This is a genomic window from Synergistaceae bacterium (assembly GCA_017444345.1).
Lineage (GTDB): Bacteria > Synergistota > Synergistia > Synergistales > Aminobacteriaceae > JAFUXM01.
On sequence record JAFSWW010000116.1, the window covers coordinates 1 to 11,845 of the forward strand.

The 11,845-nt window shown below is 38.4% G+C and carries 11 protein-coding genes and 1 tRNA gene; 6 read left to right on the forward strand and 6 right to left on the reverse strand.

The annotated features are described in order from the left end of the window. The first annotated feature begins 124 nt into the window (after positions 1–124). The 4 genes from IJS99_09040 to IJS99_09055 all read left to right on the forward strand — a co-directional run bounded on the left by IJS99_09040 (position 125) and on the right by IJS99_09055 (position 4,231). Positions 125–535, forward strand: coding sequence for an ankyrin repeat domain-containing protein (locus IJS99_09040; protein ID MBQ7561956.1), 411 nt, complete (start codon positions 125–127; stop codon positions 533–535). Positions 536–562: 27 nt separating this feature from the next. Further along, positions 563–1,852, forward strand: a complete 1,290-nt coding sequence (locus IJS99_09045; protein MBQ7561957.1) for a nodulation protein NfeD — start codon at positions 563–565, stop codon at positions 1,850–1,852. Between the two features lie 298 nt (positions 1,853–2,150). Then, a complete protein-coding gene (locus IJS99_09050; protein ID MBQ7561958.1) occupies positions 2,151–3,095 on the forward strand; it encodes a hypothetical protein in 945 nt (314 codons plus the stop codon). An 80-nt stretch (positions 3,096–3,175) separates the two neighbouring features. Continuing rightward, complete coding sequence (locus tag IJS99_09055) at positions 3,176–4,231, forward strand: hypothetical protein (GenBank protein MBQ7561959.1); 1,056 nt, start codon at positions 3,176–3,178, stop codon at positions 4,229–4,231. Positions 4,232–4,438: 207 nt separating this feature from the next. Here the strand turns inward: IJS99_09055 and IJS99_09060 are convergent. The 6 genes from IJS99_09060 to IJS99_09085 form a co-directional block, all read right to left on the reverse strand. Continuing rightward, positions 4,439–4,513 (reverse strand) — tRNA-Pro (locus IJS99_09060). A gap of 49 nt (positions 4,514–4,562) precedes the next feature. Continuing rightward, on the reverse strand, positions 4,563–7,307 hold the full coding sequence (locus IJS99_09065; GenBank protein MBQ7561960.1) for an AAA family ATPase: 2,745 nt from the start codon (positions 7,305–7,307) through the stop codon (positions 4,563–4,565). 2 nt (positions 7,308–7,309) lie between these two features. Next, positions 7,310–8,527 (reverse strand): exonuclease SbcCD subunit D C-terminal domain-containing protein, encoded by a 1,218-nt coding sequence (locus IJS99_09070; GenBank protein ID MBQ7561961.1) that lies wholly within the window; start codon positions 8,525–8,527, stop codon positions 7,310–7,312. A 29-nt stretch (positions 8,528–8,556) separates the two neighbouring features. Beyond that, a complete protein-coding gene (locus tag IJS99_09075; protein ID MBQ7561962.1) occupies positions 8,557–9,258 on the reverse strand; it encodes a CfrBI family restriction endonuclease in 702 nt (233 codons plus the stop codon). Further along, positions 9,255–9,428 carry a CfrBI family restriction endonuclease gene (locus tag IJS99_09080; protein ID MBQ7561963.1) on the reverse strand — a complete coding sequence of 58 codons (174 nt, stop codon included), beginning with the start codon at positions 9,426–9,428 and terminating at the stop codon, positions 9,255–9,257. The genes IJS99_09075 and IJS99_09080 overlap by 4 nt, the downstream gene beginning before the upstream one ends. Then, entirely contained in the window at positions 9,370–10,551 is a 1,182-nt protein-coding gene (locus tag IJS99_09085) for a site-specific DNA-methyltransferase (GenBank protein ID MBQ7561964.1), read from the reverse strand. Before IJS99_09085 ends, IJS99_09080 begins: the two co-directional genes overlap by 59 nt. A gap of 105 nt (positions 10,552–10,656) precedes the next feature. Between IJS99_09085 and IJS99_09090 the strand changes: the two genes are divergently transcribed. Together IJS99_09090 and IJS99_09095 are read left to right on the forward strand one after the other, a co-directional pair. Beyond that, the gene (locus tag IJS99_09090; protein MBQ7561965.1) at positions 10,657–11,424 is read left to right on the forward strand and encodes a TSUP family transporter; all 768 of its coding nucleotides are present in this window, start codon (positions 10,657–10,659) and stop codon (positions 11,422–11,424) included. 19 nt (positions 11,425–11,443) lie between these two features. Then, a partial coding sequence (locus tag IJS99_09095; GenBank protein MBQ7561966.1) for a YHYH domain-containing protein occupies positions 11,444–11,845 on the forward strand: 402 nt, incomplete at its 3' end.

Consider the following 11,845-nt stretch of genomic DNA (forward strand, 5'->3'; position numbering starts at 1 on the left):
ATGTAGAAAATACGTTTTTGAAATTAAAACAGTGGCGAGGCATTGCAACCCGTTACGCTAAAAAATCATCGTCATTCATAGCTTCAGTTCAGATATGTGCAATGTTTATGTGGCTTTATATATTATGACGACACCGTCTAAATACTATAACATTACGCCTTTAATGGGAATAACTCAATGCGATATAGAATTAACGGAATTAGCAGAGCTGCTCATAAAGAAGGGTGCTGATGTCAACGCTAAAGATAATTTTTCTTATAATGCTTTAATGAGATCTACAAGTAAAAATTATATCAAGACAGCAGAATTACTCATAAAAAACGGCGCAGATGTCAACGCTTTGGACTGTTACGGCAATACGGCTTTAATAGTGGCAGCATCTAAGGGCAACACAGAAGCAGCAGAATTACTCATAAAGTACGGTGCTGATATAAACATTAAGGACGATAAAGGCATGACGGCTTTAATGTGGGCTGAGAAATATAAACGCACTGAAGTAGTAGACTTACTGCGTAGTTATGGCGCAAAAGAATAAATTATCACAAAGGGGGAATCTATTTACATGAAAAAATTTTTTCTCGCAATATTAATTTTATTTATCAGTGTATCGAGTTCATTTGCTGAGTCAAGAATCACTCTCGCAGAATTATCCGGAACAGTGGGCGTTCAAATGGAAGAATTCGTGAAAGAAGTAATACACGACGCAAACGAGTCAAATAATGCGTTAATAATCTTTCAGCTTGATACACCGGGCGGGCTTGTTTCAGCAATGAGGGGTATCGTGCAAAGTATTCTATCATCGCGAGTTCCCGTTGCTGTCTGGGTACCTTCAGGGGGGCGGGCTGCGAGTGCCGGAGCATTTATTGTTGAGGCTGCACACATTGCGGCAATGGCACCGGGTACGAACATCGGGGCGGCTCATCCTGTAACAGCTGGTGGCGGAAATATCGAGTCGGGCGACATGGATAAAAAAGTTGTGAATGATCTCAAAGCTCAAATGCGTTCAGTCGTTCAATTAAGGGGGCGCAACGAGTCAATTACAGCGGACATGATAGACGAGAGCATATCACTTACAGCGAACGAGGCATTACGTGAAAGAGTGATAGACATTATAGCTGGTGATGTAAGCTCGTTAATACAAGCTGTATCGGGCCGGCGCATAAAAATGGGACAAAATAATTTTTTGACTCTTGAATTTGACTCAGAAGTTAAAGTTTTACAGGCTAGAATGTCATTCAGTGAACAAATAATTCAGTTCGTATCAAGTCCCGAAATTGCATATTTATTAATTACCGGCGGAATAATGGCTATATTCTTTGAAGTAATCACACCGGGCGGCTTTATGCTGGGAACACTGGGCGGAGTCATGTTTTTACTGGGAGCTATAGGCTTGAAGATGCTGCCGTTTAACTGGGCTGGAGTAGTCTTAATTGCTGCCGGACTCATAATAATGGCTATAGATTTTATTGCCGGCACAATGGGAGTATTAATTTTGCTTGGCCTGCCTATATTTTGTTTAGGGGGAATATTTTTATTTCGAGCACCGGGCGGCGAACTTCTTAGCATTTCTTTGACGGTCATAATGGGAATTGCTATAGCTCTTGCGATATGTTTTGCGCTTGTTGCATTCCTTGTGATTAAGGGCTTCAGACGTAAAATTACAACAGGTTCGCAGGGCATGATCGGGCTTGAAGTAAATATAATCTCTGATATAAGCGAATTTAAATCAGGCCAAGTAATATGTCACGGAGAAATCTGGCAGGCAAGAACAGAATCAGGCGAATTCAAATCCGGCGAGTCTGGAATCGTGAAAAAACTTGACGGAATGACGTTAATAATCGCAGGCAAGTAATAATAAATGAAAAACTCAGTGCCTTTGCGTTGGGCACTGAGCGATAAGGGGGAAGGATACTGGTTTCGATGACGCAAGACCTTACGCGCAAACACGGACTCTTACAAGGAAAGAGTTATAAATTTCTCCCGGCCTGCGCCATTGAATGCAAAATTTAATGTGTCAAAGCACTTTGAGTATTTTATATCAACTTCAGGAAAATACCAAATTTTTTTACGTGATTTTATCAATAAAGCTAGACAATTTTTAAAGATTAATTTATGATTCTCGCAATAAGAAGAAGGGGAGAATTATTCTCGTGAAAAATTTAATATTTGTCCCGTTTGCACATGATAGTTCTATGCAGTCAGGAGTCAATTTCTTCAATAAAAAAATTTCAGACGATAAACGCATGTTAATATACATGAAAAATGTCTGTGTCGCCCTAGTCTCTGCAAAAAAATATAATCCCGAGTCAGACTGCGCACTAGTTACGAACTTAAGCGATGACGAGATTCCCGCAGAATTTCACGAGATTTTTACGCGCGAGAATATAAAAATTTTGCATTACCCTTTTGACGAGTTTAGATTTGATAATAATACACCGTGGGGGCTTGCTTATTATAAATTATGCGCGTTGAGTCATGTTTTGCGCGAGACTGATTACAAAAATTTGCTTTATCTTGATTCTGACGTGTATATACAAGCGAGTCTTAATTCAATTTGGCAGGAATTACAGGAAAATATTTTACTCTATGACATTAATGAGGGCTTGAATACTCCGTCTTACTCGGCCATGCTCGAACAGACAAGAAAATTTTATCAGGACAAAAAATTTATTACTCGTTACGGCGGTGAGTTTTTCGCAGCAAATAAAGAGAACGCAGAAATTTTCATAAATCAGGCAAGCAAGATTTTTGACGAAATAAAACAATCCGGCGAAATAATAACGGGCGGCGACGAAATTATAATAGCAATCACTGCAGACAAGTTAAAAAATTTGATACGTAACGCGGGAGCTTATATATTTAGATTCTGGACTGGGAGCTTTAGACTCGTGTCAAATTGTTATAAGTCAAATCCTGTAGCAGTTCTTCATATGCCGTCGGAGAAAACACGGGGACTCATAAAGATTTACGATAAATATATCAAGGAAAATATTTTGCCCCCTAATAAACGAGTCTGGAAAATCTGCAAACTTTCAGGAAGTATCAAGCTAGTTATATTTTTGCTGCTGTGTAAAATCAGGGATTTAATGCGATAAATTTTTTACTAGACAAGAACGGGAATTTATTTTATTATTTACGCAAAATTCAGTAATATTACTATAGGAGGAATTTATTAATGAGCAGTATAATGCCAGCCAGCCAGCCAGTCGCCATAATTTTTGTCCCATTTGCGCATGATGACTCTATGAAGTCCGGAGTTAATTTCAATCAAAAAATTTCTACAAATGAACGCTTCTTAATGTACATGAAAAATGTATGTGTCGCTCTTGTTTCAGCAAAAAAATATAATCCTGATATAGACTGCGCACTAGTTACGAATCTTGATGATAAAGATATACCCGCCGAATTTCACGAGATTTTTACGCGAGAAAATATAAAAATTTTGCACTACCCATTTGATGAATTCAAATTTGATAATGATACACCGTGGGGGCTTGCGTTTTACAAGTTATGCGCGTTGAGTCATGTTTTGCGCGAGACTGAATATAAAAATTTTTTGTATCTTGACGCGGACGTTTATGTTCAGGGGAGTCTAGATTCAATATGGCAGGAAGTGCAGGAAAATATTTTACTTGGCGACACAAATCAAGGCTTAAATGTTCCTGATTATGTGAGATTTATTACTCAAACGCAAAAATTTTATCCTGAGAAAAAAATTATTACTCGATACGGCGGCGGCTTTGTTGCTGCAAACAGAGAGAATGCAGAAAAATTTATCATAAATGCACGTAAAGTATTCAATAAATCAATATCGGAAAATATAATTATAGAAATGGGCGATGAAGTAATTATAAATATTGCTGCTGATATGATGAAAGAAAGAGTTAGGAATGCCACATCATACACGTTTATATTCTGGACGGGAGATTTTCGGCTCGTGTCAACCTGTTACAGATTTAACGCCGTGAGAGTCCTTCATATGCCAGTAGAGAAAACGCGAGGACTCATAAACCTTTATGACAAATATATCAAAAAGGGGACTCTGCCTTCACATAAACAACTCTGGAAAATTTGCCATTTAAGCGGAGGCAGATATTCAGGCATGAGCTTATTACACAGGATAAAATTATTCGTGAAGGAAATTCTTTTCACTGGCGACTCAATGTTTTACGAGGGCGAACCTAAAAGATACTTCCCATTCTTTAGGATATTCCAGAAAAAAGAAAGCTAAAAACTTTCTGAAATCTTCTTAGCACTGGGAGGACAGCCTTTGACGCAATTTTTTGCACTCGCACAAGATAGGCCGACTCCTAGTGCATTATCAGGAATATTTTTGCCTTCTCCGCGTGAATTCACGTACAAAGCCCGGACTAATGCAGCATAAATGAAAATATAACAAGAGCCAGCAAAAAAATTTATTTCCTGCTGACTCTCTCAATCGGGGCGAGAGGATTCGAACCTCCGACCTCATGGACCCGAACCATGCACGCTAGCCAGACTGCGCTACGCCCCGCGGATCACTAACAAGGGGCATTCTATCACGTGAATTTATTTGCGTCAAATCATAGAGCTTCACAGCCCGGCCCCTCAAGAATACTAACGCCCTCACTTTTTGGAATCACGTTTATTTGAGTCGCTATTCTTTCTTTGAGTGCCTGAACATGTGAAATTATCCCGATTATTCGCCCTTCACGTTCGCTGCGGATTTCTGCCAGTGCGTCAAGTGCCATGCTTAATGAGTCATCGTCAAGCGAGCCGAATCCCTCATCAAGAAATAACGAGTCAACCCGTGTATTTCTCCCTGACATTTGAGAGAGTCCCAGCGCAAGAGAAAGACTAATTATAAATCTCTCACCGCCCGATAAATTTTCAGTCGGTCTAATTTCTCCGGCCTGTTCATGATCTATCACGCTCAAAGCAAGGTCATCACTTCCAGGCGTAATAAGAAGGCTGTAACGGCCATTAATTTTTTGCAGGTATTTATTTGCGTTATTCAGGACTTTTGCGAGAGTAATTTTTTGCACGAAAACTCTAAATGCGTCCCCTTTTGCCGAGCCGATTAATTTGCACAGTCCCGCCCAGTGTTTAGAAATTTTTTGCTGAGTATTATATTCCTGATTTAAACCTGAAATTTTTTGCTTTAAATTCTCGTTATCGATAATTTTTTGAGTGATTATCGTTATTTGGCTTTCTATATGCTTTAATTCTGACTCGTTTTCTCTGAATGAGCGTTCTATTTCGTCAAGTGATTGAGTAGTCAAGCCTCTTGATTTCAGCTCGTCAAGTTTCTTGCTTGTGTCGTCAATAATTGCCTTATACTTGATTAAATTCTCGTCAATTTCCTTGAGTTTTGCGCGCCACTTTGTAATTTCGCCTGATTTGACATGAGATAAGGACTCTATAAAAATTTTCTCGCTGTCAAAATTCTTTTCACTCAATGCAGCAATAAAGGCCGATTCAAGTTCCGTGATTTTGTCAGCCAATGCTGCAAGATCTTCACTTTCACGCGTAAAATTTTCTGTGAGAGTAACAAGTTTTGCGTTATATTCCCTGATAGTCTGCTGTGAATTATTAATATCATTATTGAGCGAGTTTACTTTGCCCGCCCATTCCTGAACTTTGCGCTTAATATCAGCAGTCTTTGTTATGCCCTTCCCTGATAGATTCAGAGTCCTTATTGCCTCACTCACTGCCGAATGAAGTAAATCACACTCATTTTTTACGGCCTGTAAATCCTGCTTTATTCGATCGATTTCACGTTCTAACGCGCTTTCTTGAGAGATTATATTATTATATTTCTCATTGACTGAGTCAAAATTTTTTGCTGCCTCGTTTGATTGTTGGGTTAATTGCTTTAACTTGGCCTCAAGAGTCTCTGCTTTCCTGAATAATTCTCCGGATTTAAATTTATCTTCTGCGCTTGATTCCTGTAAATGCCTTATTGCCGGGTGTTCACGAGATCCGCATAATGGGCAGGGGGTGCCGGGCTTGAGTTTTGCGCGTTCCTCGTCAAGCACTGCTAAATTAGTTTTTGCCCTGAGATTCATAATTTCTTCTGATAATTTGCGGTGTTCGTCTGAAAGATTATCCATTTTTTGACGGGCTGAATTTCTTTCCTGTAAAACTTTCTGAAATATAATTTTTACGCTTTCAAGTTCTGACTCTTTCTGCTGCTGTTCATTAAAAAGTTTTTGCCGCTTCTCGTTTGCCTTGTCGTAATTGTCGAGTGCTAAGAAAATTTTTGCCTTCAATACATCGGGCTGTTCAGTTATGCCGTGTAATTCTGAGTCAAGTTTTCCTATTAAGTCAGGCAGCTTTACATCTTGAATATTATTAATTAATTCCTGATAGCGCGAGATTTGTTCTGAAATTTTGCCGCATGAGTCCTTTTTTTGAGTCAATATTTTGCGTTCTGATTCTAGTCTCGTATAATCTGATTCAAGAATTGCAGCTCGTTCGGAGTATTCTAATTTTGCCCGTGTTTCTTGCGATTCATCGGCTCGTTTATGATAATTATCTAAAATATTTTGACTCTGGGTTAATTCATTCTCAAGTTTTGCAATCTCACGCAGCCAGTCCCGTATAATCTTTATTTTCTCGTATTCGGAATTAATATTAATTTTTTGCGCGTTGAGTTCGTCAATTTGAAAATTTAGATTATCAGTATCGACAAGTAATTTGCTTAATTCGGCGCGTCTAGTGTCAATATTTTCAAGTTTTGATTTCTCGTCCTTAGAGCGTTGAAAGATTCTTGCTGAAATATCGCTGTAGATTCCCGTTTGAGTGATTAATTCGAGAATCTGCGCGCGGTCGTTCTTGCCTGCCCTGAGAAAAGCATCAAAGCCGCCTTGTTTCAGCATCATTGCTTGAATAAATCTATCAAAGTCCATGCCGGTAATTTTTGCTATCTCGTCCGATACTTCTTTCTTTCTGCCATGACTTATTAAAGGCTTGTGATTAATTTCGTCGTCTATTGTATGCTCATGAGCTTGTAAATTGCCGTTTTTCTGTCTGCACTGCCTCCATCTGCACGTATAAATTCCCTTCTCAGTGGAAAAAGTAACTTGCGAATAACATTCAAGAGTCCCGCGTGTCATGATTTCATTTGTCTGACCTCCTATTTTAGCGAGCCTTGGAGTCTTCCCGTAAAGTGCTAAACAAATAGCGTCAAAAATTGTAGTCTTACCTGCTCCCGTCGGCCCGGTAACCGCAAAAATTCCGTCAATATATTCTTTGCTCGATAAATTTATGTGCCATTCACCCTTAAGCGAGTTCAAATTTTTGAATCTTATATCTAAAATTTTCATGATTAATTATTGCCCCCTTTTTCGTGAATTTCCTGCAAAATTTCTTGATATAGTCTCGTAAAAATTTCGCGGTCATCTTCTGAAATATTATTCTCGTCAAAGCACATTTCTAATATTTCAAGCGGTGTTATCTCGTCTAATTCTTGAGTGAATGAATTCAAAATTTTCCCTTGTGATAGTGCCCTGCTGCTTTCGTCGTGAATGCTTAAGATTTCAATTAACGGGAATTCTTTAGAGAATGCTTGTAATACTTCTTTGACTTCAGAAATTAATTTATTCCCCGTGTAAGTAATATCAAGCCAGACGGATTCGTTATTCTCTGCAAGTGTACGCAATCTCGAATAAATTTTATCAGAGCCGCCGCTAATTTTTTCAAGTTTCTGAAATACTGGGACGGGGATTTCTTGAATCTGCAAATTATTATTATCGAGTTCTATTATACTTACTGATTTAGTAATTTCTGACTCGCCGAAAGTCATCGCAATGGGAGATCCTGAATATTTTATATTTTCGTGTTTAATAAATTGCGGTGAGTGTAAATGTCCGAGTGCCGTATAATTTATATAGTCCCGTGAAAATAAATCGCTGCCGATCTCTACAGAAGTCCCGACATAAAGCGAGCGAGTCCCGTCGTCTATATTTGTCCGGCCTCCACGCACAAATAAATGTCCCATTGCTATAATCGGAGCGTTAAAATTTTGCTGAATCTCTTGAGCTCGATAAAAAATTTTCTCGTAGTGATTTATTATTCCGGCTCTTAATGCGTTCTCTATATCTTGAAAGCTATAATTTAAATTCGCTGCTCTAACGTCCCTGTCCCGTAAATAAGGCACAGCACACACTATTAAATCAGGATCATGCAATATAATAATTTCGTCGTCGGGATTTTGCGAGGCCCGGCCTACAACGTGAATATTTGAAAGTTTCAACAAGTCCGACGGTGCATCGAGAAAAGCGGGCGAGTCGTGATTCCCTGAAATTATCACACAATTTTTGCATTGAGATTTTGCGATTGAATACAGGAACGAATAATAAATATTTTGAGCCTGCACTGAAGGTGTAGTATTGTCGAAAATGTCGCCCGATACAAGCAATATATCAATATTTTCACGAGCTATTAAATTTTCAAGCCAGTCAAAAAATTTTATGAACTCGTCAAGCCTGTCTTTATTCTTGAGCCGCCTGCCTATGTGCCAGTCTGAAGTATGCAAGATTTTCACGTTTTCAAGCCTCCTGATAATTATTTATTTTATTTGCACGGAATATCGAGAGCTATTAAAAATTTCCTGAAGTCATTTAATGAGTCTCTGTTATTCCTGAGTATTAAATATTTTACGTCCCATTCTTGTAATTGTCTGCAATTTTGTGCGCTTAAAGTATCAGCTATAAAAATATCCGTCTCTCTTGCAAAAGTTGCATCTGCGCTTTCAGGGTTGCCTTTACCCATTAATTTTACTTCGACTCTGTAAATTTTGCCGGAGCTGCTGATTAATTTGTAATCAACTTCTCTGTCATATAATAAATTTTTGTCGCGCTTAAATTGTGTGTTGTCAATATTTTCATTCGGAACTCCTGCGAGACTGCATAATTTATCAAGTAAAGGTTTCTCGACCCGTTTGCCTATTGTGCTCCAAGCTCCGCCGCGTAACTGCAATTTTTTCGTTGCCAGCGCATTAATTACTAACATGCTTTCAGTCAAAGAAAGATTTATGATTATATTGTTATAGCTGATTTGTATAGAGATTGCTAGCCCGTCATTAGAGTCTTTCTCAAGTTCTGATAATATAGCGCGTAAATATTCTAAATTATTTCTTGCTGCGTCAATCATGATTTTTTGCGATTGAGTCCCGTAAATATTCGTGATAGTTTTCTTGTTAAGTCCGGCATAAATAATTTTTTCATCGGGAGTAAATGAGTCCGACTCAATAAAAAATTTTCTGTACCAGTCTATATTAAATTAATTTCTTGAGAGTCAAATTTTGCGCTGACAATTTGCTTGAAAAATTTAATGCTGAAATCAAAAAATTCTGCGTTGACAGCGTTTATAATTTCTTCTCTGTAATCAAGACCAGATATTAATTTGCTGACTGTGCGGGAAATTATGTTCTCCCCGAATCTCATAATAGCCCGGCTCCTCTCTGTCAATGATTTCTGCGTAAGATTTATTAATTTCGCACATTACCGGGACTCTTCCCATTTTACGAGCGACTCGGCCAAGTGTTCCCGACCCGGCAAAAGGATCTAATACTGAATCACCCTCGAAAGAATAATATTTTAGAACTCGCCTGCATAGCTCTTCAGGAAATACCGCGGGGTGATTCTTGTCATATTTAGGCGCGATATACCAGCAGTTACTCGTGTCAATGTCTTCATTTTCGTGCCTGTCATAATTTGTATATGCTTTCATGTTTTTATCGAGCAAGAAATTACATTTTTTCCTGTAAATCATGATACTTTCTGTGATGCAGTTCGGCTTATAAGATAACGGCTTGCGAGTCTGTTTATAGCCGCTGACTCTGTCTGGCACTGAAGGCTCAGGCTTTATCCAAATAATTTCGTCAATAAAATAATAATTTGACTCCGTTAAAATCCTGTGAAAATCATAATGTATAGGATAACGAATGCTCTCAAATTCGCGCCCCGGCCTCTTTGTTATGACTGGTGAGACGTTGACAATTAAGAATCTCCCTTCTTCAAGAACGCGGTTACATTCAAGAAAAATTTTTTTCATGCAAGATAAATACTCGTTATATGAGCTATAATCCGAATATTCCCTGGCGTTATAATATGGCGGTGAAGTAAATATTAAATTTATAGCATTCTCAGGGAGCTGCTTTAAAGTCTCTTCATTATTGCCGATAAGAAGCAAAGGACGTGAAATTTTTTGAGGCTTTATTTGTGCGTGTTTCTCATGACGATAAATATAAAACTCGTTCATTTTTTCGAGATTTTCATTATTATAGAACGCTAAAATTTTTTCTCGCAAATCCTGAAATCTTGAGTCCTGCTTACTCTTATATAAACAAGTCCTGAACATTTGATAAATTAATTCCATGGGATTAGCTTTATTGAATGCCTCTGACTGTATGAAACTATAAATTTTTCCGTTATCAGACTGCCTCCCGATTGAAGATACTGCCTCGCGTTTAATATCAATGGGATAATCGCCCGTGAAAATTTTCAGCAATATATCAAATTTTGTATTATCCTTTGCGAGTGCCTTTACTTGTTCTATAGAGTACATAAAAATATTTGCTCCCGGAAATTTTTATATAATTCTAGCATATAGAAATATAGTTAGTGATAAAATCTGCGTAAAAGTTTAAATATATTCAGGAGAATTTATATAATGGACTGGCAATTATCGCAATTATTTATTATTTGTCCGTTAATATTTATCGGCGGACTTGTTGACGCAATAGGGGGCGGGGGCGGCTTGATAACTCTTCCTGCATATTTAATCGCCGGGCTTCCTGTTCACGTCTCAATAGGCACTAACAAATTAAGTTCTTCAATGGGAACTGCTTTAACTTTCACGAAATTTTTTATTAATGGATATATGCCCGTAAAACTTTCAGTTATAGGAATCATAGGCGCGTTTATAGGCTCATCACTGGGAGCTAAGACGGCATTATTAATCGGGGATCACGCGTTTAAAATTTTGATGTTATTCATGATTCCGTTAATAGCTTATTATGTATTCAAGAGTCAGGATTTATTGCGCGAGTCAACAGGTTCGGACGAGATTATAACTTTGAGGACTTATATAATTTGTGCGGTTGTTGCGTTAGTTACCGGCTTTTATGATGGATTCTACGGCCCCGGTGCTGGGACATTTATGCTGCTATTAATGGCTGCGGCTGGGTTGAGCGTTCAGAAAGCAAACGGAGTCGCTAAAGCAATAAATCTTACTACAAATGTAGCTGCTCTTGTAGTATATTTCTTGAATGACAAAGTTATTTTGCCGATTGGATTAATAGCTGGATTATTCAGCATCGCAGGAAATTATATCGGTGCAAAATTTTTCGAGCGCGGAGGGTCTAAAGCTGTCAGGCCTGTTATACTTATAGTGCTGGCATTATTCTTTGTCAGGATAATTTATGATTTAATATTTTAGTGAAAGGATTTGATTTATCATGTTAAAGCGTATTATCATCGCAGTAATTCTTGTAATAGCACTCTCTTGTACTTGTCTTGCTCACCCTGGCAAACTCGACTCTAAGGGCGGCCATGTCGACAAAGAGACGGGCGAATATCATTATCACAAAGGCCCTAACGCTCTTGAAAGTCTCGAAATTCGGCGCAATACTCTTTACAAGGCAAAAATTGAAAGAGTTGTAGACGGCGACACGGCTATTGTCTCGTTTATATTCCCCGACGGTAAGAGATACCAGAAGCAGCGAGTTAGATTCTTAGGAGTCAACACTCCTGAAACAGTTCACCCCAATAAGCCCGTTGAATATTACGGCAAAGAAGCAAGCAACTTCACGAAATCACAATTAGCAAATAAAACCGTGTGGCTTCAGACAGACGTGAGC

Bases quoted from the DNA above. Each gene is read 5' to 3' on its own strand.
- IJS99_09040 (MBQ7561956.1), top strand. From the start codon at position 125: ATGACGACACCGTCTAAATACTATAACATTACGCCTTTAATGGGAATA.
- IJS99_09045 (MBQ7561957.1), top strand. From the start codon at position 563: ATGAAAAAATTTTTTCTCGCAATATTAATTTTATTTATCAGTGTATCG.
- IJS99_09055 (MBQ7561959.1), top strand. From the start codon at position 3,176: ATGAGCAGTATAATGCCAGCCAGCCAGCCAGTCGCCATAATTTTTGTC.
- IJS99_09065 (MBQ7561960.1), bottom strand. From the start codon at position 7,307: ATGAAAATTTTAGATATAAGATTCAAAAATTTGAACTCGCTTAAGGGT.
- IJS99_09080 (MBQ7561963.1), bottom strand. From the start codon at position 9,428: ATGAGATTCGGGGAGAACATAATTTCCCGCACAGTCAGCAAATTAATA.
- IJS99_09085 (MBQ7561964.1), bottom strand. From the start codon at position 10,551: ATGTACTCTATAGAACAAGTAAAGGCACTCGCAAAGGATAATACAAAA.
- IJS99_09090 (MBQ7561965.1), top strand. From the start codon at position 10,657: ATGGACTGGCAATTATCGCAATTATTTATTATTTGTCCGTTAATATTT.